Below are 20,210 nucleotides of genomic sequence, written 5' to 3'. Positions count from 1 at the left end.
CTAAAAAAAAGCTATACTTTTGATAATATCAAAGGTATGGCTTTTTTAATGCGGAGTGGAGCGGAAGAGATGAAAAAACTGACGATTGAGGATGTGGCCCAGAAGGCGGGAGTTTCTAAAAGCACAGTCTCACAATTTTTGAATAAACGGTTTAAATACATGAGTGAAGCGACCAAGAACCGGATTGCCGACGTAATCGAGGAGCTGAATTATCAGCCGAACGGCCTGGCCCGCAGCCTGAAGCAGAACCGCACGCATATGGTCGGGATCATTGTCGCCAATATTGACTACTCGCTATCGATCCAGTGTATCCGGGCAATTGAAAATGAGCTGCAGCGCCGCGGCATTCAGGTTATCATCTGCAATGCCGACGAGAACGCGGATAAGGAAAATACGTATGTGGAGACGCTGGTGGCTCGGCAGGTGGACGGGCTGATTATTTTCCCGACCGGGCACCAGTCCTCGGCGTATACCCGGCTGATTGAGGCGGAGTATCCGCTGGTATTCATGGACCGGCTGGTTGAGGGGGTAACGACCCAGAGCCTGCTGCTGGACAATGAAATGGCCGTCAAGACAGCGGTGAAGGAGCTTACCCGCAACGGTCATGAGGCCATTGCCATCCTGTCGCTGCCGCTTGGGGAGAACGCGATTACCCCGCGCAAGGAGCGGATGAGCGGCTACAAGAAGGCGATGGAGGAGGCGGGCCTGCCGCTGAATGAGCGTTATATGTGCAGCGTGCCCAGAGAGCAGATCTCTGCTGCGCTGGATGAGCTGCTGAACGGGCCGCAGCCGCCGACGGCGCTGGTAGCTGCCAACGACCTTGTGCTGGGCGAAATCCTGAAATATGCGAACCGCCATTCGGTTGATATTCCCGGCCGCCTGTCCGTTATCGGGATCGACGATGCCGAGTTTGCACTGATCTACAACCCGGCGATCACGACGATCCGCCAGCCGGCCTATGAGATGGGTATGCAGGCGGCGAAGATTATGCTCTCTCTGATCGAGGATCAGGATGCTGCGGTTCCGATTACATACCGCTTTCCGCCTGCGCTCCAGCAGGGGCAGTCTGTACGGCCTCCGGTGTAACGGAGTTTGGAGTAAAACGGTTTATTCTCTTAGTGCCTGCTTGGGCCTGAATTTTCCAGCTGTACTGCCTGTGCCGAAGTTTGTTTTGGACAAGTTTAGAAGTTGCTTATGGAGGGAAGCTCGGCTTCCCTCTTATTTGAGTTTATGTCGATTGCGATTCGGAAGTTTGCTGGATTAGAGTAGCTTGAATGGGTTACATGCCTGGAGAACTCTGCGGGAGTGCAGAGGCCGAGTAGTTTAGCTGGATTAAAGGAAAAATCCCACTAACTGAGCTGTATATGGTCAGTTGGCGGGTGAATAAAGGGGAAAATCCCACTAACTGCGGCCGTCCTGCCACCAAAGTACTGCTGCATAAGCTGTAAGAAAAAAGAGGAGTGCTCCCGGCATAAGCCGAGGGGCACTCCTCTTTTGGTAGAAGAATGATTGCTGTATATTTGATACTCTGCGTACAGCCGGCAGTAACCTTTACACGCCGGCGCTCATGAAGCTCTCCAGCTTATCGCGGGTCGGCAGGCCGTCCATGTCTCCTGGAGACATAACGGCCAGTGCGCCGATGGCATTACCGCGGCGTACGGCTTCGGCTACGGGGAGCTTTTCCAGCATGGCGCTGATTACGCCGACGGCGAATCCGTCTCCGGCACCTACTGTATCTACTACCTCTTCTACCTTAAAGCCGTTTACGTAGCCTTCTTCTCCGGCAGCGGTTTTGTAGTAAGCGCCTTCGGGACCCAGCTTGATTACAACGAGGGATACGCCGCGTTCCAGATAGTAAGCAGCAATTTCCTCCGGAGTTTCAAGGCCGGTCAAAATTTTACCTTCGCCAAGGCCCGGCAGGAACCAGTCGCAGCGGGTAGCAAGATCATTGATTGTAGCTACCATTGTCTCCTTGTCAGGCCAGAGGGTCGGGCGCAGGTTCGGATCGAGGGAGACGGTTTTGCCGCTCTTTTTCATAAATTCCATGGCGTGCAGTGAGAACTCATGACAGGTCTTCGATAGCGCTGAAGAGATGCTGGTCACATGCAGATGGCCGGCGGAAGCGAAATAGGCTTCATCAAAGTCAGCAAGGCTCAGTTTGGAGGCTGCGGAATTTTTGCGGAAATATTCAACCTTGGGATCTCCGGTAAGCACCTTGGACTTGATCAGCATTCCGGTAGGAGCTTCCTTGGTATAAGTAATGCTGTCTGTATCAATATTTTCTTTGTTCAGGGCCATCGCTATGAACTGCCCGAAGTTGTCTTCACCGAGCTTGGTTACATAACCGGTTGTGTGTTCGAGACGTGACAGTCCGGTTGCCACATTGCTTTCTGCTCCGGCCAGCGCCTTCGAGAATGAGGTAACCTCATGCAGCGGCCCTGCTTCATTTGCATAAAACATTGCCATCGGCTCGCCAAAAGTGACAGCACTAAGTTGTTTGCTCATCGTTAAATTCCTCCCCAGGGTAATCCGGAGACTCCCTGTATAATGATTAGTAATTTGAAATTATCACATAAATCGGTTTTGTACAATAAGACAATGCTCATCCTGTTGCGTGAATTTTCAGCACAAAAATGTGTCCGAATAAAAAACCTTGATAAATCAAGGGTTTTTGCATTTAAAAGACAGAGTTTTCTCTTGCGGTAAAAAAACGTATTGACTGTTAGCACGATTATTATTACTATTTCCATAGAAGGTTTCGTAAGAAGGTTAGTAAATGGGATAAAAAAGTTTATCTAAATTAATATTCTTTTTTTTTATTATGTCCTGTTTTCATACTACGTTATAGTGAGAGGAAGTAAATCATGAAGAAAATAAAAGTATTGCAAAACCTTACCTCTGTCGGTGTAGTGGCAGTTATCCGTGCTGACAACGCTGATGATGCATTCAAGATGTCGGCTGCCTGTATCGAGGGCGGACTGACCAATATTGAGGTTACTTTTACAACTCCGGATGCGGATGTAGCGATCAAGCGTCTGGTGGCTGAATACGGCAGCCGCGCGGTTATCGGTGCCGGTACCGTGCTTGACCCGCTAACAGCCCGGATTGCCATTCTGGCAGGATCAGAATTTGTAGTGAGTCCTTCATTTGAGGAAGACACAGCCAAAATGTGTAATCTTTACGGCATTCCTTACATGCCGGGCTGCATGACTCTGAATGAAATGAAGGAAGCGCTGAAGCTGGGCGTAGATGTGCTGAAGCTGTTCCCGGGCAGCGCCTTCGGACCGGATTATGTGAAGGCTGTCAAAGGCCCTATGCCGCATGTCAACATTATGCCTACCGGCGGCGTGGATCTGAACAACATGGGTAAATGGATTGCGAACGGCTGTATCGCTGTCGGTATCGGCGGCAACCTCACCGCTCCGGCCAAGGAAGGCCGCTACGACCAGATTACCGAGCTGGCTGCACAGTATGTGGCTAAGTACAAAGAGGTTAAAGGCCTTTAAAGGTTAGATGGCAGCACCCGTGAATATATAAGGATAACCCATTGACTGCCCTCCGTTTTATACGGTGAGGCAGTTTTTTTTATTTTTCCTACATCTAAATGAAAATCGTGATGGTTTCCCCGGCTTCCGGGCAATACTTACAGAAAAAGCAGCTGCCAGTCTGCTGATGCTCTGAGAATGCCCCTGAAGATGGAGGGACCCGTCATGCCCGGGAATGACAAGTATAGGACGCTGTACCGGACTTTAAATGAAGAAGAAGCGGAATACGTGCAGATTATTTCATCCGCCAGAGGCTGTAGAGTAACTGCCGGTAAACTGTATGCACTGCATAGAAATCATAACCATCCGCAGCTTTTTGAACAGGGTGAAATGTATGTAGTGGACGATGATGGCAAAGACAATTACGCTGTGCTGATGCTGTGCGCTACTATCATGTTTAAGTGATGCAGGCTGTCTTACGGGTATAACACCTGACGGGGCAGCCTGTTTGATTTCATTTTTGTCATAAACCTCTTGCAAAAGAGTATTTGAAGAATATGCGCTTCCCTTGTATGCTTAGTAAGGATTATGGACGGTCATGGCCGTGCGCCGGAGCGGAACCGGTGGCGGCCCAAGACGTATTATGGAAAGTTTGGTATCCTTAAAATATTGATTACAGGCTTGCAACAAATTCGCAGTCTTGCGCGTCAGTAAGATTGCATAGAGAGGGGGAACCTTCGTGGTGGAGCAGGGACTCATCAGAGCCGCTCAAGCGGGCGATCGCGACGCTCTAATCACCCTATTGCGGGAAATTGAAGGACATGTATATAAGACGGCCTTCTACATTTTGCATAATGAACAGGATGCTCTGGATGCATCACAGGAAGCGCTCATCAGGGTGTATACCAAAATCGGTTCCTATGAGGAGAAGGCCCAGTTCAAAACATGGGTTCAGCGGATCGTGACCAACATCTGTATTGACAAATTCAGGAGAACGAAGCCTACAGTGTCTATCGACGAGCACGAAATGGTGTTCCAGGATAATAAACATAATGTAGAGCGTGAGGTGATGTCGGGTTATCTGGCGGAGGATATCCGCGAGGCCATCGACCAGCTTCCTGAGCATCACCGGACGGTGATTGTACTGCGATATTTGCAGGATTTTTCTTACAACGAGATTGCAGACTGTCTCGACCTGCCGCTCAACACAGTGAAATCTTACCTGTTCCGGGCCAGGCAGCAGCTGCAAAATAGACTTCAGGAGTATCAGAAAGGTGGTGTATCAGGATGAAGTGTACGGAGGTGACAGAATGGATGCACCGCTATTTGGATCATGATCTCAGTCCCGAAGAGACTGTGGAGATGTACCGCCATATCGATAATTGTCCTTCCTGCGCGGAAGTCTTTGACCGGTTGACCATGCTCTCCGAGCAACTGGAGCAGCTGCCGGATGTTAAGCCTCCTTTTAGTCTGGTTGACTCGATCCTGCCGCAGCTTGAGCAGATCGATTCCGGTATCCGGGGTTCAGATGCAGAAGTTCCGGAGCAAGACAGCAAGGTTGTACCGATGACACGTAAAGGTACTCACGGCAAAGAGGCCAAAGGAACCTCAAGAGCAGCTTCCATGGCAACGCGGACAGGCATTGGCGCAGTTGCTGCTGCGGTTATCCTGCTGTTTGCCGTATTTAATATGCCGGAGCGCTTACCTTCAGCAGATGTGGAAATGTCGCTGAACCAGGCGGCTGAGACAGCTGGAAGCAATGAAGCAATGAGCAAGATGGCAACGGAAAATACGGATACCGGGGCCGCCGGAGATGAGGCAGGCGATGCATCCCTGTATCAGATGGAGATTCAGCCTTCTGAAGGTGCAGATGCCGCAAGCGATGGTGCGGCGGCGGATACTGCTGCTCCGTCTGCGGTGGAAGCTGCGCCTACAGCACAATCGGGTGCGGCGGCCCCTGCAGCAACAGAGCCATCTTCCGCCAAGCGGAATACGCCTGCTGCGCGCAGCACACAAGCGGCAACGCCGGCTCCAAGGGATAATGCCAGAGCCGGAAGCGGCAATACCAACAGCGCGTCAGATGCCCAGATTTTCAACAGCAGTGCGGCAGATATGCCTGCCGGTACGGCTGACACATCAGCGAAGGAGCCGCAGCAGCCTCCGGCAAGTCAAGAGGCCGGTATTATGGGGCTTCTGCCGGCGCTTGTATCGTCTCACGGCTCGTGGAGCTCTCCCGACGGGCGTTATGCAGCCGAGCTTGCCGGCCAGCAGCTGGTAATCTATAGCCTGCCGGCTGACGGACAGCCGGAAGAAAGGACAGCGGTAACCTCACTTCCGCTGGAGGGGACCTGGGTATCCGGTTCCTGGTCAGGGGACAGCCTGCAATTTACTTATATAACAATGCAGGATGGTGTTGAAGTTACAGAGGTATATACAGCGCCTGCAAGTCAGGCTACTCCGGCGCCGTCTGCATCACCTGGCAGTCCGGCGACTGTAACCCCGGCACCGGCAAGCACGGCTCCGGCCAATAAATAATTACTTCGGTGGAACGTTTTGAGGGTACCCCGAATATGCTATGGTGAGAGGACAGGAATTACACGATTTGCGAGTTCCATCGGTATGACCGACGGAAGCGGGGTTTCTAGAGCCTTTTGCTTCCGCCGTTTATATAGATGCGCCGCTGAAACGGAGCAACTTTGGCCCTGGCTGCCGAGGTTGCTCCGTTTTTGCATTTTCACACTGGATGCCGGCACTGGAATTTTGCAGCTGTTGCAAGAGTGGCGGTAACAATCTAGAAGTCAGCAGTCAACAATGGATTGAAGTATAAGCTTTCCCCGAAGTCGCAGCCATAGCTGATTCACAAAATTGCTATTATTTTCTACAAAGCAAGTAAGTACAAAATGTATTAAGCGCAACCTACAGGGCGGGTTTTCTGTTAAACTAAAGAGACGTATATGTTACGTAAATGTTTACGTTTACGTACACGTATTTGAGGGTTCACCCGAATTGAAATGGAAAAGGAAGTGGCAGGATGGATGCCAAAACGGCGGCCAAGGACATCAGACAAGGAAAAATTTCACCGCTCTATGTGCTCTACGGCAGTGAAAAGTTCCGGATGAATGAATTTGCGGCCTTCCTGGAGGATCATCTGATCGCCAAAGAGGACCGTGATTTCGCAGTAATTCCCTTCGATCTTTCAGAGACGCCTGTCCAAGCGGTGGTGGAGGAAGCGGAGACCGTTCCGTTCATGGTGGAGCGCAAGCTGCTGCTGGTGAGGGATAACTCGCTGTTTACTGCGGGTAAAGATAATGCCAAGATCGAACACCGCGTTGAGCTGTTAAGTGATTATATGCAGGCTCCCGCTGATTTTAGCGTAATTGTGTTTCTGGTTAATAACGACAAGCTGGATGAGCGCAAAAAGATCGTCAAAGCGGCCAAGGCAGCCGGAACGGTGCTGGCCTTTAATCCGCTGGGAGCAGAAGAGCTGCTCCGCTGGGTAGAGAAAGGATTCAAGGACCGCGGTTGTGCCGTAGCGCCGGGGACTGCCGAGGCACTGGTAGCCAGTGCAGGCACCGGCCTGCAGGGCCTGTCTGCAGAGATGGACAAGCTGTCCCTGTTCGCCGGAGCCGGCGGTACAGTGGATGCAGCAGCGGTAGAGAGCCTGGTACACCGCGGTACGGAGCAGAATGTATTCACGCTGGTGGAGGATATTGCGAACCTGCGCCTCGACAAGGCGCTGGGTACGCTCTACGAGCTGCTGAAGCAGCGCGAGGAGCCGATCAAGATTGCCGCGCTGATTGCCCGGCAGTTCCGGATCATCCTGCAGGTGAAGGACCTGTCAGCCCTCAGCTACTCCCAGGCCCAGATCGCTTCGCAGATCGGTGTGCATCCGTATGCCGTGAAGCTGGCCGGAGAGCAGGCCCGCAAATTCGACAGCCGGCGGCTGCGTCAGATTCTGAGCGGCCTGGCTGATCTGGATTACCAGATGAAGACCGGAGCCATTGACAAGGTGCTAGGTCTGGAAATGTTTATGCTGCGCCTGGGAGCGTAGCTCCCGGCGGTGGCGCCGCCTCTGTCCGTCCCAAAGAGCCTGCCTTTACGCTGAAGCAGCGGATAAGGCAGGCTCTTTTATGGGAATATAACAAAAAAACCTAACCGTATGCAGGATAACGGTCAGGTTCTTATAGTGCTCATTATGAAAGTCGCTAATTAGGCCTGAGCCTTAAGAGCGTTCAATTTCTTCGCCAAGCGGGATTTTTTGCGGGCAGCCGCATTTTTATGAACCAGACCTTTAGTTACGGCCTTGTCCAGCTTTTTGGAAGCAGCTTGGAAAGCAGCTTGAGCAGTTTCAACTTCCGATCCAGCCAGTGCTACATCAGCAGTTTTCACAGCTGTACGAAGCGCGGATTTCTGGGAAGCGTTCAGAGCACGACGTTTCTCGATCGTCTTGACGCGTTTAACCGCGGATTTGATATTTGGCATTGCATTCACCTCCTGGAAGACATTCGAAATCATCAAATGATTCACAACTTAAAATATCTTAGCACGCCCGGGGGCAAAATGCAACACTAAAAGCGTAGAGAAAACCGTCGGATGATCCCCGGAACCGGCCGGATGAAAAAGCTGTGCAGCTGGTTTTGCCGGCGATAATGGAACAGACTTTGCCTGGCTGTGCGATTTATCCATGTCATCCTGCATAAACACAGCGCATCTCTCGCACACTACCGACACCAAGATAATCTTCCGTAAAGAGTTTTGTACGAAGGAACTCTAGGAAGCTTATGCTCACAAAACTTAGGCGTATGCTTCCGAAGCGAGTTTTGTACGAAGGAACTCCAGGAAGCTTATGCTCACAAAACTTAGGCGTATGCTTCCGGAGCGAGTTTTGTACGAAGATACTCAAAGGAAGCGAATGCTCACAAAACTTTAAGGAGGCTGAACAGGATGGAACTGGATCTTCAGCTGTATTCGGTACGCACAGACCTGGCGGTGGAGGCGAAGGAGCTTGCCCAGGGTCTGCAAAAAACACCGATTCCCGGTGTTAATGAAGAAGTGGAGGAAGCGGACGGGATCAAGGTTACACGGCTTGGCGTTGCCACGGCTGCAGGCTCACAGGCGATCGGAAGAGCGCTTGGTAACTACGTGACACTGGAGGTTCCGGCGCTGCGCGGCGGGGATACGGGGCTCCAGCAGAAGGTGTCAGTCGTGTTTGCGCGTGAATTTGAACAGTTTCTGAGCCGGATCGGGATCGGCAAGGATTCCTCGGTGCTGATTGTCGGTCTGGGCAACTGGAATGTGACTCCCGATTCGCTGGGACCGCTGGTAGTGGAGAATGCGCTGATCACCCGGCAATTTTATGAGCTTGTGCCTGACCAGGTCTCTCCGGGATACCGCAACGTCAGCGCAATTGCTCCAGGGGTGCTTGGACTAACCGGTATTGAATCCAGTGAGGTTGTTCAGGGAATCGTGGACCGCACGAAGCCGGACCTGATCATCGCCATCGATGCGCTGGCCTCCCGTTCGCTTGAGCGGATCAACACGACAATCCAGATTGCCGATATCGGCATCCATCCAGGCTCGGGTATCGGCAACAAACGCCGCGGGCTGACCAAGGAAATACTTGGTGTCCCATGCATTGCCATCGGTGTGCCTACAGTGTGCTACGCATCAACAATTGTCAACAACGTGCTGGAGATGATGAGCAATCATTTTGGCCAGATGAGAGACGGCAGGGCGCACACCAAAGAGATTATGGGGATGCTGGACGATATTTCGGAGCAGGAACGGCTTCAGCTGGTAAAAGAGGTGCTGGAACCGCTCGGGCACGACCTCATTGTGACGCCCAAGGAAATTGATGAGTTTATTGAAGAGATCGCTAACATTGTAGCCAGCGGCCTGAATGCTGCACTTCATGATGCGGTAGACCCGGGAAATGTCGGCGCATACACCCATTGAGCTGTTTTTAATATGAAAATGATGTCTAGCCCGGATTATCCGTATGAGCAAAGCCCGAGCGGCAGCGCTTATGCGGTTTTTTGCTCTATTAATTTGTCTCTACCTTGGTTCTACTACTCCTTCCACGCTCATAGATTTGAAGTATAAGAGATTACAGAGGGCTGGAGGAGGACATAACAATAATGAACAGAAAATGGTTTCAGCTATGGAATATCGGCAGGCTGCGGGGAAAACTGCTGGACGTTCTGTCGCTGGGGAAGACGATGCTGCTGCTGGCCGGAGGTTCCCTTGTTTTTTTCATGCTGCTTGGCGCCGGCGGACTGGCCGGAACGAAGCTGAACTCTTCACCTGTTCCTTCCATGAAAGGTCTGGCGGCATCCCTGTCCAGCGGGTTCTTTATGGAGCTGCTGGGCATGGAGGTGCCGCATCTGCCGAAAGGCGAAGAGCCGTCGGCTTTCTCTACGCCAAAAGTTACGTCATTCGTGTTCCGCATGCTGACCAGTGTAGACCCCGGCAACCCCAAGAGCCTTCTGTCCCGTGAAGTGCCCGGACTTGCAGCCGATGATCCCTTCCTACTGCGTGAAGGCTCGGGCGGTACAGGCGGCGCACCTGCAGACTATCATCCGGGGACGGACGAGCTGGCCGGCGCGGAGGATCAGCCGGATCCGGGAGCTGCAGAGCCGGACCCTGGAGCAGCGGTTAATCCGGATACGGATAAGCCTGAGGATGATCCTGAAGTGCAGCCTCAGCCGACTGCAGAGCCGGATAAGGGGAACTCCGCAGAGCAGGGAGGCACCAGCGGAGCTGGCCGGGATAACGGTGCAGCAGGAGATACCTCTATTAAAAGAGTACTGGTCTACCACTCTCATCCCCGCGAAGCGTATAATCCGCTGCTGGGAGCAGAAAGTGACAATCCGAGCTCTGCATCCCCCTCCAAAAACGTGCTGCTGGTAGGCTCCTACATTACCGACAGACTGGAGCAGCGCGGAATCGGTACGGTTCATGCCAAGGATGATTATGCAACAGAAGTGCCTGATTACAACTGGAACTTTTCCTATAAATATTCACGGATCACCATCAAGGCGGCTCTGGCCGCCAACCAGGAAATGACCGAGCTGATTGATATCCACCGTGATTCGCAGCGGCATGGCAAAACGACAGCCGTCATTAACGGAAAAAGCTATGCGCAGGTGTACTTCATTCTTGGCCACGCCAACAAGGACTGGAAGAAGAACGAAGCCTTTGCCAATTCCATTCATCAGCTGCTGGAAAAAAATTATCCCGGACTCTCTCGCGGCATCTGGGGTAAATCCTCCGGGAACGGGAATAACGGGGAGTATAATCAGTCTCTTTCTCCCAACAGTGTATTAATAGAAGTAGGCGGAATCGACAACAGTGCCGAGGAGCTTAAGCGGACAGCGGATGTGCTGGCTGATGCGATTGCCGATGTATACTGGGACAGCCATGATGCGGAAAAGGCGGCTGCTCCGGAAAAAAGTACAGAATCTGAGAACTGATAAAGGAGTGAACCGGGATGTCCCGTTTCGGCAAAAAACTGGTTGTGATCGGCCTATGGGCCGGTATCGGCATATTGGTTGGCATGCAGTTTGGCGGCAGCGGCGCAGCGAGGACAGCACCGGTCGCTCCCGGCTGGAACGGAGCAGCTGTAATGCAGCAGACGGGGCAAGCCGCTGCTGCTGCAACCGGTACTGTGCAGAGCAGCCCTGCCTATGTATATGTGCCGGTTGTCGTTGATCCTGTGACCGGCGCGTATACGGCACTTCCTGCAGCCCAGCCGCCGGCAGCAGTCCAGACTCCTGCCGGCAGCGGCAGTCTGCCGCAGCAGGAGGTGCAGGACTACAGCACGTTGACGCCTGAGCAGATTCTGATCCCTGAAGAACAGCAGCCTGGCATTGATGTGCTGGCTGACAAAACGGCAGGCCTGCTCCAGCAGGCCTCCCAGAAAAGCATCCGCTGGATCGTCTCCCTGTTCGATTCGGCGGAATAAACGTCCGTATGCGCACGGCGTAATTGCATTATGACGAGAAAAGGCCTCCCCGGAGGCCTTTTTATATCTTTGCCTGTCTCGCCTCAGTTGTTCAAAGGCTCTGCACGCCGCTTTCTTTACTTTCCCGGCTGACGGGATTGATGGGGGAAGCGCGTACTGTTATAATAAGTGGATTAACATAAGGCTGTCTGTGGGGGTAAGGAATGACTGACGTTCAGAAAAGACAACAACAAATCCGCAATTTCTCGATTATTGCACATATAGACCATGGTAAATCGACTCTGGCCGACCGTATTCTTGAATATACGGGCGCACTCAGCTCGCGTGAAATGCAGGAGCAGGTGCTGGATCAGATGGACTTGGAGCGTGAACGCGGAATCACCATCAAGCTGCAGGCCGTTCGCCTTACTTACAAGGCTGATGACGGTGAGGAGTATCTGCTGAATCTGATTGACACTCCGGGGCATGTCGACTTCACTTATGAGGTCTCACGCAGTCTTGCTGCCTGTGAAGGAGCACTGCTGGTAGTGGACGCAGCCCAGGGGATTGAAGCGCAGACGCTTGCCAACGTATACCTTGCACTGGATAACAACCTCGAAATTTTGCCGGTTATTAACAAGATTGATCTGCCGAGCGCCGATCCTGAACGGGTGAAGCAGGAGATTGAGGATGTCATCGGGCTCGACGCCAGTGAGGCTGTGCTTGCTTCGGCCAAAGCGGGTATCGGGATCAAAGAGATTCTGGAGCAGGTGGTTAAGCAGGTTCCGGCTCCTACCGGTAATGCAGAAGATCCGCTGAAGGCACTGATTTTTGACTCCCACTACGATCCGTACAAAGGCGTTATCGTTTATGTCCGCGTAATGGACGGCAAGATCCGTGCCGGCTCAAAGATCAGGATGATGGCAACCGACAAGACGTTTGAGGTTATTGAAGTCGGCGCCTTTATGCCGCGTATGACTATTGTAGACGAGCTTAACATCGGGGATGTAGGCTTTATCGTTGCCGGTATCAAGCATGTCGGCGATACCCGTGTCGGGGATACGGTAACGGATGCCAAGAATCCGACACCGGAGCCGCTGCCGGGCTACCGCAAGATCAACCCGATGGTGTACTGCGGTCTGTATCCGATCGAAACCTCGGATTACAACGATCTGCGTGAAGCGCTTGAGAAGCTGCAGCTGAATGATGCCTCGCTCAGCTTTGAGCCGGAGAGCTCCAGCGCGCTCGGCTTCGGCTTCCGCTGCGGCTTCCTTGGACTGCTGCATATGGAGATTATCCAGGAGCGGATTGAGCGTGAGTTCAACCTGCCGCTGATTACAACTGCTCCAAGCGTTATCTACCGGATTATGCTGACTAACGGCGAAATGATGCAGATTGACAATCCGTCGAACTACCCGGAAATCGGAACCATTGATTATGTGGAAGAGCCTTATGTCAAAGCTGCAGTTATCGTTCCGAACGATTTCGTGGGAACAGTAATGGAGCTGTGCCAGAACAAGCGCGGGGAATTCGTGAACATGGAGTATCTCGACTCCAACCGGGTAACCATCACTTATCAGATTCCGCTTTCGGAAATCGTATATGATTTCTTTGACCAGCTGAAATCAGGCACGAAGGGCTATGCTTCCTTCGACTATGAGATTTCCGGCTACCGCCAGTCCAACCTGGTGAAGATGGATATTCTCCTGAACGGCGAGCAGGTTGACGCCCTGTCGTTCATCGTCCACCGTGACCGTGCCTACAACCGAGGCCGCATTATCTGTGAGAAGCTGCGCGGCATTATTCCGCGGCAGATGTTCGAGGTGCCGATCCAGGCATCGGTCGGAACCAAGGTTGTGGCCCGTGAGACCGTTAAGGCGATGCGCAAGAACGTCCTGGCCAAATGCTACGGCGGTGACATTTCGCGTAAGCGGAAGCTGCTCGAGAAGCAGAAGGAAGGGAAGAAGCGCATGAAGCAGGTCGGCAGCGTAGAGGTGCCGCAGGAAGCGTTCATGGCGGTTCTGAAGATCGACGAGTAAAGAGGTAATGGACTCCCTGCAGGGGAGTGCGCCGTTTAATTAAGTAATGAGACACTGAAGGGAAGCCTGACGGCTTCCCTTTTCTGGCTATATAGATTGGCACTACTAAATAAAATTTAAAGGAGACAGCTATGACCGCTCATAACAATGGCCGTCCCCCTGAGGCCGTATATATTCATATTCCGTTTTGCACGAATAAATGTTTTTACTGTGATTTCAACTCCTATGTGCTGAAGGATCAGCCGGTAATGGATTATCTGCATGCGCTTGACCGGGAGATGGAGCTGACCGTGCAGCAGACTCCGCCGGGTGTGATCAAGACCATCTTTGTCGGCGGCGGAACACCGACGGTGCTGAAGCCGGATGAAATGGCTTATTTCCTGGCTTCGGTCCGCCGGCATTTCCCGCAGTGGGATGACAATATCGAATTCTCTATGGAAGCCAACCCCGGCACCACAGATATAGAGAAGCTGAAAGTCATGAAGGAAGGCGGGGTTAACCGCGTCAGCTTTGGCGTTCAGGCCTTCCAGAATGAGCTGCTGAGCGGAATCGGCCGGATTCATAACGTCGATGACGTCTACCGCAGCCTGGAGAATGCGCGCAGTGTGGGACTGAATAACCTGTCGGTCGACCTGATGTTCGGCCTGCCGAACCAGACGGTGGATATGCTGAGAGAGAGTGTCCGTAAGGCGCTTGAGCTGGATCTGCCGCATTATTCAATCTACAGCCTGAAGGTGGAGGAGAATACGCTGTTCCACACCTTGTTCAACAAGAACAAGCTGCCGCTGCCGAGTGAAGAGGATGAGCTGGAAATGTATCTGCTGCTCATGTCTGAAATGGAGAAGGCAGGTTATATCCAATATGAGATCAGCAATTTTGCCAAGCCGGGCATGGAGAGCCGTCATAATATAACGTACTGGCGGAATGAAGATTATTATGGCCTTGGTGCAGGGGCGCATGGCTACGTCAAACGTCAGCGGCATATCAATATCAAAGGCGTTAATCCCTATAATGAAGCTTCGCGCAGCGGCCTGCCGCGTCTGGATTCCTTTGAGATTTCGGAGCAGGAGGCAATGGAGGACTTTATGATGGTCGGCCTGCGTATGCGTGCCGGGGTATCAGGCAGTGCGTTCCAGGCCCAGTTCGGCAAGACGCTGGAGGAAATTTTTGGCGCGCCGCTGCATAAACTGCTGCATGCCGGGCTGCTGGAGCAGGACGGTGGCACCTACCGGCTTAGCAAACAGGGAATCCTGTTCGGCAATGATGTTTTCGGGGAATTTGTCGGACTTTTGACAGAGGTTTAATTTTGAAATACCCCTTGAATTGTAATTCACCCTGTTGTATATTTATTCATATTAACAACGAGGGGTGAGTTAAAGTGCTTGTCAAGACGGAAATGATCCGCCAGTCGGCTCCTGCGGGAGAATCTAAAGTGATATGCAGAAATGCTACGGTGGAGGATGTGGAGCCGCTGTACTTAATGATAGAGGAGTACGCCCAGCGCGGAATTATGCTCCCCCGTTCCAGGCAGGCACTGACCCGCCAGATCGACCAGTTCGTCATTGCTGAGATTGACGGCATGTTCGTGGGCTGCGGTTCGCTGTTCAGACTCGGGAATGACCTCGTTGAAGTCCGGTCCATTGGGCTGCGCGATGAAGGCAAGGGCAAGGGTGTCGGCTCCATGATTCTGGAGAAGCTGACAGAGGAAGCAAGACGTCAGGGCATTCCGAAGATTATGGCACTGACGTATGCAGTCGATTTCTTCCTCAGAAACGGGTTCACCGTAGTGGAGAAGGAGATTTTTCCCGAGAAGGTATGGACAGATTGCGTAAACTGCAAGAAGCAGCATGCCTGTGACGAAATTGCCGTAATGAAGAGATTAGATTAAGCGGGCAGCCGCATGCTGCCGCGTTACAACATACAAAAGCCGCTGTCCGCCAGGGAGCCAGTCCCGGGAGCAGCGGCCTTTTTTAGGTTACTTGGCATAGATTAGCTTGCGCTGCTGCTCGATAAGCTGTGCAAGCTCAGGAGTAGCATAGGCAGGGGGATTAAAGGAGGGAGACAGCGTATTATATACGATGGGCATGGCAGTCCCGTCCTGCAGCTCGATTTCGAGTGAGTAATGATCGCCTACCCAGCCTTTGGTTTCCTTATATAGCTGTTCAAACGGAATATATTTCAGCATGGGGAACTCTTTAATAAAAAGTTCAGCGGCCTCCGGTGTGAAGTCCATAAGGTGCGTTGTGCCGTCCATTCCGCTGATAAAGCGGACCGCTGTTATTTTGCCTGAGATATCAAGCAGATCATTTAGCGTCCTGGCATCAGGATTGCTATCGGCCACGAACAGCCTGTCCCCCGCCCATAACCGGGCAGATGTCTTGTATCCGCTCACTTCATACAGCTCTGTGCCAACTTCAAGCAGTGTGGAATCGCCATCACGCATCTCAGTTCGCGGACACTGGTGGTCTGCTTTGCGGTAGGAGATCTCGCCTAGAAGTTTGCCTTTTTTGTTAAGCTCCCCGGGCGGACTATGATTATCCTCCTGGTAGACAACACCATCCCACTGTAACACTGAGACATAATCAACATCACCGTAAAAGCAGCTGTCCCGCCTGCCGGTCTCTCTCACATACAACAAAACAGCAGCGGCCAGAAACAGCCCGACGGCCAGGATGATCCACCGGTATTTTTTGCTTTTCATGCAGCTTCCCCCATTTCTACTATATTTTATATTCAGACGAAAGCCCGGGTCAGAGGTTGCGGAGGATTTCCGGTATCTGGATTAAAAATTGATAAAGCTGTTATCCAAATCCGGACTGAATCCGACTTGACAATCTCAAGGTCAGTTTGGTATTTTTGTATTAGTGGTTAGCACTCATCTGAGTAGAGTGCTAACGAATCGGAGCCACAGCCGATAGGAGGGAATAACATGTTAACTGAACGCCAGAGAATGATCCTTAATGCTATCGTGGATGATTATATTTCTTCCGCAGAGCCCGTAGGCTCGCGCAGCATCTCCAAACGGGGTGATGTGGGCTATAGCCCGGCAACCATCCGCAACGAAATGGCTGATCTGGAGGAATTAGGTTATCTTGAACAGCCGCACACTTCGGCTGGAAGAATTCCTTCACATAAAGGCTACCGTTATTATGTGGATCATCTGGTGCCGTGGAATTCCGCAGGAACAGCAGAAATGGGCACGATCCGCGCCTTTTTTGCCGAGAAGCTGAATGCTACCGAGCAGGTTATCCAGCATGCGGCAATGATTCTCTCCAATATGACGAATTACACTTCCATCCTCTTGGGACCGGAGGTTTTTCATACTTCACTGCGCCATTTTCAGCTTCTTCCGCTTGACGGCAATAATGCCGTGGCGATTATTGTTACCAGCACCGGGCAGGTAGAGAACCGTACGGTTCAGATTCCGCCCGAAATTTCCCTTTCCGAAATGGAAAAGGTCGTAAATCTGCTTAACAGCAAGCTGGTAAACGTTCCGCTATATAAGCTGAAGAGCCAGCTCTATTCCGAGCTGGGCGAGGAAATGCAGCGTCACATCTCCCATTACGAAGAATTGATGCAGGTGCTTGACCAGGCTCTCGAAAGCGATCATGACCAGCGCATCTATCTGAGCGGGGCAGCCAATATGCTGACCCAGCCGGAGTTCAAAGACGTTGACAAGGTCAAGACGATCCTTGATCTGCTGGAAGAGACGCCGACTTTGCTGAAGATGCTGTCCCCCGCATCCGGCGGAACCGGAATACAGGTCCGCATCGGGACGGAGAATAAGCATGAGGCCTTTGCCAACTGCAGTCTGATTACAGCAACATATTCACTGGACGGCAAGGCACTGGGCAGTATCGGCATTCTGGGTCCGACCCGGATGGAATACGCCCGTGTAATGGGCATCCTCGGAATTTTATCCCGGGATTTGACAGCGATGCTGGCACACTGGTATAAGTGAACAGAGTGTAATTGATTTGCGTGAATGAATTGAAGGAGGTGAAGACAACTTGAAAGAGGAACAGGTTCAGGATCCGAATGAATTGAAAGATGAAGCAGTAAATGAAACCCTGGCAGCCGATGAGGCTGAAGCCGCGGCAGAGAGCACGGCGGACATCGAGGAGGCTTCAGACGGCGGTGAAGCTGCCAAGCGCCTCCAGGAGCTTGCAGAGGAGGCTCAGGCCCGTACGTTGCGTGTACAGGCGGATTTTGATAACTTCCGCCGCCGCACCCAGAAGGAGAAGGAAGAGCTGGCGCAATATGCCACATCAAAGCTCGTTACGGAATTGCTTCCGGTACTCGACAATTTTGAGCGTGCACTGGTAACTGCTCCGGGCAACGCTGAATCTGAGGCCTTTACCAAAGGCATCAACATGATTTTTCGTCAGCTGGAAGGGGTATTGAAGTCTGAAGGCCTTGCGGCCATGGAAACAGTAGGACAGCCATTTAACCCTGAATATCATCAGGCGATTATGCAGGTGGAGAGCGAGGAGCACGAGGAAGGCATCGTGACGGAAGAGGTCCAGAAGGGCTATCTCCTGAAGGATAAGGTTCTTCGTCCGGCCATGGTCAAAGTCAGCATGTAGTCTGTCTATATACCTTGGGTAACACCAATGACTGTCACAGAAGATACTATGCCGGAAGCTTCCGGCCGTATTGTTATGTGCAGAACCCTATCATTATCAGCGTTATTTAATTAACTATCAATTACAGGAGCCGGGGCTCCATAATATTTCTGAGGAGGCACATTACAGTGAGTAAAGTTATCGGGATTGACCTTGGAACCACCAACTCTTGCGTTGCCGTTATGGAAGGCGGCGAAGCTGTCGTTATTCCGAATCCGGAAGGCGCGCGCACAACCCCTTCGGTTGTAGGCTTCAAGAAAGACGGCGAACGGATCGTCGGCGAAACAGCCAAACGCCAGGCCATTACCAACCCTGACCGCACAATCGCTTCGATTAAGCGTCATATGGGTACGAACCACAAAGAAAGCATTGATGGAAAAGATTTTTCTCCGCAGGAAATTTCCGCAATGATCCTTCAGAAGCTGAAATCCGATGCTGAAGCCTATCTTGGACAGCCGGTTACCCAGGCCGTTATTACAGTTCCGGCTTACTTTAATGACAGCCAGCGTCAAGCAACCAAGGATGCAGGTAAAATTGCCGGCCTTGAAGTGCTGCGTATCGTGAACGAGCCTACTGCAGCTGCACTGGCTTACGGTCTTGAGAAGGCTGAAGACCAGACCATTCTCGTCTATGACCTCGGCGGCGGTACATTCGACGTATCGATCCTTGAGCTGGGCGACGGTTTCTTCGAAGTTAAAGCTACCAGCGGTGACAACCGTCTCGGCGGCGACGATTTTGACCAGGTGGTTATGGACTTCCTCGTAGCTGAATTCAAAAAGGAACAGGGCATTGACCTGAGCAAGGACAAGGCCGCTGTACAACGTCTCAAGGATGCTGCCGAAAAAGCGAAAAAGGAACTGTCCGGCGTACTGACCACCACCGTATCCCTTCCGTTCATCACGGTTGTTGACGGCGTGCCTCAGCACTTGGAAGTTAACCTGACCCGCGCCAAATTCGATGAGCTGACTGCAGGTCTGGTAGAACGCACACTGGGACCTACACGCCAGGCGCTTAGCGATGCCGGCATGACTCCTGCTGACCTGAACAGAATCGTGCTTGTCGGCGGTTCCACCCGTATTCCTGCCGTACAGGAAGCGATCAAGAAGCTTACCGGCAAAGAGCCGCACAAAGGTGTTAACCCGGATGAAGTGGTAGCCCTTGGTGCTGCTGTCCAGGCAGGCGTGCTGACCGGTGATGTTAAAGACGTGGTATTGCTCGACGTAACTCCGCTGTCCCTCGGTATCGAAACTGCAGGCGGCGTGTTCACGAAGATGATTGAGCGTAACACTACAATTCCTACAAGCAAATCGCAGGTCTTCTCGACCTTTGCCGACAACCAGCCAAGCGTGGAAATCCACGTGCTGCAGGGTGAACGCCAAATGGCGAACGGCAACAAGACGCTGGGACGCTTCATGCTGAACGAGATCCCGCCGGCACCGCGCGGCGTACCGCAGATCGAGGTTACTTTTGACATCGACGCCAACGGTATCGTTAATGTATCGGCAACGGACAAAGGCACGAACAAGAGCCAGAAGATCACGATCACTTCTTCCAGCGGCCTGAGCGATGCTGAAGTAGAACAAATGATGAAGGATGCCGAGCTGCACGCTGAGGAAGACCGCAAGCGTAAAGAACTGGTTGAAGCAAAGAACAATGCTGACCAGCTCGTGTATTCCACAGATAAAGTAATCAAGGACCTTGGCGATAAAGCGGATGCTTCCGAGATCGAGAAAGCAAATGCGGCTAAGGACAAAGTAAAAGCAGCACTGGAAACTGACAACCTGGAAGAAATCAATGCAGCTACAGAAGCGCTGACCGAGATTGTACAGCAGCTGTCCGTGAAGCTGTATGAGCAGGCTGCACAAGAGCAGCAAGGTGCTGAAGGTGCTCCAGAGGGTGCTAAGAAGGATAATGTTGTTGACGCTGACTACGAGGTTGTTGACGACGAGAAGAATCAAGGGTAACCTTAAACGATAAGTCTATTTCGTACGAAGGGAAGGTCAAGACCGGGGCATCCCGTGTTTTGGCTTTCCTTTTAAAATATAAGAATTTATATGTTTTAAACTATAAATAATCCTTATATTTCTGGCAGAAATGGATACCGTCCTGTTTAGGACGG

The 20,210-nt window shown here is 52.0% G+C and carries 18 protein-coding genes; 15 read left to right on the top strand and 3 right to left on the bottom strand.

Features of this window, described 5'->3' with window-relative positions:
• Nucleotides 1-69: 69 nt before the first annotated feature.
• Complete coding sequence (locus tag BLR64_RS04010) at nucleotides 70-1,086, top strand: LacI family DNA-binding transcriptional regulator (protein WP_090712407.1); 1,017 nt, start codon at nucleotides 70-72, stop codon at nucleotides 1,084-1,086.
• A 465-nt stretch (nucleotides 1,087-1,551) separates the two neighbouring features.
• Here BLR64_RS04010 and BLR64_RS04005 read toward each other — a convergent pair whose 3' ends face one another.
• A complete protein-coding gene (locus BLR64_RS04005; RefSeq protein WP_090712405.1) occupies nucleotides 1,552-2,505 on the bottom strand; it encodes a sugar kinase in 954 nt (317 codons plus the stop codon).
• Between the two features lie 359 nt (nucleotides 2,506-2,864).
• On the opposite strand from BLR64_RS04005, the gene BLR64_RS04000 reads away from it, so the two are divergent.
• The 5 genes from BLR64_RS04000 to holA all read left to right on the top strand — a co-directional run bounded on the left by BLR64_RS04000 (nucleotide 2,865) and on the right by holA (nucleotide 7,536).
• Nucleotides 2,865-3,506, top strand: a complete 642-nt coding sequence (locus BLR64_RS04000; RefSeq protein WP_090712402.1) for a bifunctional 2-keto-4-hydroxyglutarate aldolase/2-keto-3-deoxy-6-phosphogluconate aldolase — start codon at nucleotides 2,865-2,867, stop codon at nucleotides 3,504-3,506.
• Nucleotides 3,507-3,710: 204 nt separating this feature from the next.
• On the top strand, nucleotides 3,711-3,950 hold the full coding sequence (locus tag BLR64_RS03995) for a hypothetical protein (RefSeq protein WP_090712400.1): 240 nt from the start codon (nucleotides 3,711-3,713) through the stop codon (nucleotides 3,948-3,950).
• Between the two features lie 274 nt (nucleotides 3,951-4,224).
• Nucleotides 4,225-4,776: an RNA polymerase sigma factor gene (locus BLR64_RS03990; protein ID WP_068724820.1), complete on the top strand. Its 552-nt coding sequence runs from the start codon at nucleotides 4,225-4,227 to the stop codon at nucleotides 4,774-4,776.
• Complete coding sequence (locus BLR64_RS03985) at nucleotides 4,773-6,020, top strand: anti-sigma factor (RefSeq protein WP_090712398.1); 1,248 nt, start codon at nucleotides 4,773-4,775, stop codon at nucleotides 6,018-6,020. Before BLR64_RS03990 ends, BLR64_RS03985 begins: the two co-directional genes overlap by 4 nt.
• Nucleotides 6,021-6,516: 496 nt before the next feature.
• Nucleotides 6,517-7,536: a DNA polymerase III subunit delta gene (holA, locus tag BLR64_RS03980; RefSeq protein ID WP_090712397.1), complete on the top strand. Its 1,020-nt coding sequence runs from the start codon at nucleotides 6,517-6,519 to the stop codon at nucleotides 7,534-7,536.
• Nucleotides 7,537-7,694: 158 nt separating this feature from the next.
• On the opposite strand, the gene rpsT is transcribed toward holA, so the two are convergent.
• The gene (gene rpsT, locus BLR64_RS03975) at nucleotides 7,695-7,967 is read right to left on the bottom strand and encodes a 30S ribosomal protein S20 (RefSeq protein WP_068724824.1); all 273 of its coding nucleotides are present in this window, start codon (nucleotides 7,965-7,967) and stop codon (nucleotides 7,695-7,697) included.
• Between the two features lie 462 nt (nucleotides 7,968-8,429).
• On the opposite strand from rpsT, the gene gpr reads away from it, so the two are divergent.
• The 6 genes from gpr (at nucleotide 8,430) to BLR64_RS03945 (ending at nucleotide 15,354) form a co-directional block, all read left to right on the top strand.
• Nucleotides 8,430-9,440, top strand: coding sequence for a GPR endopeptidase (gene gpr, locus BLR64_RS03970; protein WP_090712395.1), 1,011 nt, complete (start codon nucleotides 8,430-8,432; stop codon nucleotides 9,438-9,440).
• A 182-nt stretch (nucleotides 9,441-9,622) separates the two neighbouring features.
• The gene (locus BLR64_RS03965; RefSeq protein ID WP_090712394.1) at nucleotides 9,623-10,957 is read left to right on the top strand and encodes a stage II sporulation protein P; all 1,335 of its coding nucleotides are present in this window, start codon (nucleotides 9,623-9,625) and stop codon (nucleotides 10,955-10,957) included.
• A 17-nt stretch (nucleotides 10,958-10,974) separates the two neighbouring features.
• Nucleotides 10,975-11,448, top strand: a complete 474-nt coding sequence (locus BLR64_RS03960; protein ID WP_090712392.1) for a hypothetical protein — start codon at nucleotides 10,975-10,977, stop codon at nucleotides 11,446-11,448.
• 203 nt (nucleotides 11,449-11,651) lie between these two features.
• Entirely contained in the window at nucleotides 11,652-13,466 is a 1,815-nt protein-coding gene (lepA, locus tag BLR64_RS03955; protein ID WP_090712390.1) for a translation elongation factor 4, read from the top strand.
• A gap of 131 nt (nucleotides 13,467-13,597) precedes the next feature.
• Nucleotides 13,598-14,770, top strand: coding sequence for a radical SAM family heme chaperone HemW (hemW, locus tag BLR64_RS03950; RefSeq protein WP_090712387.1), 1,173 nt, complete (start codon nucleotides 13,598-13,600; stop codon nucleotides 14,768-14,770).
• 92 nt (nucleotides 14,771-14,862) lie between these two features.
• Nucleotides 14,863-15,354 carry an N-acetyltransferase gene (locus tag BLR64_RS03945; RefSeq protein WP_090712666.1) on the top strand — a complete coding sequence of 164 codons (492 nt, stop codon included), beginning with the start codon at nucleotides 14,863-14,865 and terminating at the stop codon, nucleotides 15,352-15,354.
• Between the two features lie 87 nt (nucleotides 15,355-15,441).
• Here BLR64_RS03945 and BLR64_RS03940 read toward each other — a convergent pair whose 3' ends face one another.
• Nucleotides 15,442-16,167: a hypothetical protein gene (locus tag BLR64_RS03940; protein ID WP_090712385.1), complete on the bottom strand. Its 726-nt coding sequence runs from the start codon at nucleotides 16,165-16,167 to the stop codon at nucleotides 15,442-15,444.
• A gap of 228 nt (nucleotides 16,168-16,395) precedes the next feature.
• Between BLR64_RS03940 and hrcA the strand changes: the two genes are divergently transcribed.
• The 3 genes from hrcA to dnaK all read left to right on the top strand — a co-directional run bounded on the left by hrcA (nucleotide 16,396) and on the right by dnaK (nucleotide 20,055).
• Entirely contained in the window at nucleotides 16,396-17,427 is a 1,032-nt protein-coding gene (gene hrcA / locus BLR64_RS03935) for a heat-inducible transcriptional repressor HrcA (RefSeq protein ID WP_068724831.1), read from the top strand.
• Between the two features lie 49 nt (nucleotides 17,428-17,476).
• Nucleotides 17,477-18,052 (top strand): nucleotide exchange factor GrpE, encoded by a 576-nt coding sequence (gene grpE / locus BLR64_RS03930; protein ID WP_090712383.1) that lies wholly within the window; start codon nucleotides 17,477-17,479, stop codon nucleotides 18,050-18,052.
• A 167-nt stretch (nucleotides 18,053-18,219) separates the two neighbouring features.
• On the top strand, nucleotides 18,220-20,055 hold the full coding sequence (gene dnaK / locus BLR64_RS03925; RefSeq protein ID WP_090712381.1) for a molecular chaperone DnaK: 1,836 nt from the start codon (nucleotides 18,220-18,222) through the stop codon (nucleotides 20,053-20,055).
• Nucleotides 20,056-20,210 lie beyond the last annotated feature (155 nt).

This window comes from Paenibacillus typhae, from assembly GCF_900099765.1.
GTDB classification, from domain to species: domain Bacteria; phylum Bacillota; class Bacilli; order Paenibacillales; family Paenibacillaceae; genus Paenibacillus_AQ; species Paenibacillus_AQ typhae.
Note: the sequence above shows the minus strand (reverse complement) of the source record. Positions and strands in the feature narration are given on the sequence as shown.

Coding starts and splice junctions, on each gene's coding strand:
- BLR64_RS04010 (WP_090712407.1), top strand. CDS start 70: ATGAAAAAACTGACGATTGAGGATGTGGCCCAGAAGGCGGGAGTTTCT.
- BLR64_RS04005 (WP_090712405.1), bottom strand. CDS start 2,505: ATGAGCAAACAACTTAGTGCTGTCACTTTTGGCGAGCCGATGGCAATG.
- BLR64_RS04000 (WP_090712402.1), top strand. CDS start 2,865: ATGAAGAAAATAAAAGTATTGCAAAACCTTACCTCTGTCGGTGTAGTG.
- BLR64_RS03995 (WP_090712400.1), top strand. CDS start 3,711: ATGCCCGGGAATGACAAGTATAGGACGCTGTACCGGACTTTAAATGAA.
- BLR64_RS03985 (WP_090712398.1), top strand. CDS start 4,773: ATGAAGTGTACGGAGGTGACAGAATGGATGCACCGCTATTTGGATCAT.
- holA (WP_090712397.1), top strand. CDS start 6,517: ATGGATGCCAAAACGGCGGCCAAGGACATCAGACAAGGAAAAATTTCA.
- rpsT (WP_068724824.1), bottom strand. CDS start 7,967: ATGCCAAATATCAAATCCGCGGTTAAACGCGTCAAGACGATCGAGAAA.
- gpr (WP_090712395.1), top strand. CDS start 8,430: ATGGAACTGGATCTTCAGCTGTATTCGGTACGCACAGACCTGGCGGTG.
- BLR64_RS03965 (WP_090712394.1), top strand. CDS start 9,623: ATGAACAGAAAATGGTTTCAGCTATGGAATATCGGCAGGCTGCGGGGA.
- BLR64_RS03960 (WP_090712392.1), top strand. CDS start 10,975: ATGTCCCGTTTCGGCAAAAAACTGGTTGTGATCGGCCTATGGGCCGGT.
- lepA (WP_090712390.1), top strand. CDS start 11,652: ATGACTGACGTTCAGAAAAGACAACAACAAATCCGCAATTTCTCGATT.
- hemW (WP_090712387.1), top strand. CDS start 13,598: ATGACCGCTCATAACAATGGCCGTCCCCCTGAGGCCGTATATATTCAT.
- BLR64_RS03945 (WP_090712666.1), top strand. CDS start 14,863: ATGATCCGCCAGTCGGCTCCTGCGGGAGAATCTAAAGTGATATGCAGA.
- BLR64_RS03940 (WP_090712385.1), bottom strand. CDS start 16,167: ATGAAAAGCAAAAAATACCGGTGGATCATCCTGGCCGTCGGGCTGTTT.
- hrcA (WP_068724831.1), top strand. CDS start 16,396: ATGTTAACTGAACGCCAGAGAATGATCCTTAATGCTATCGTGGATGAT.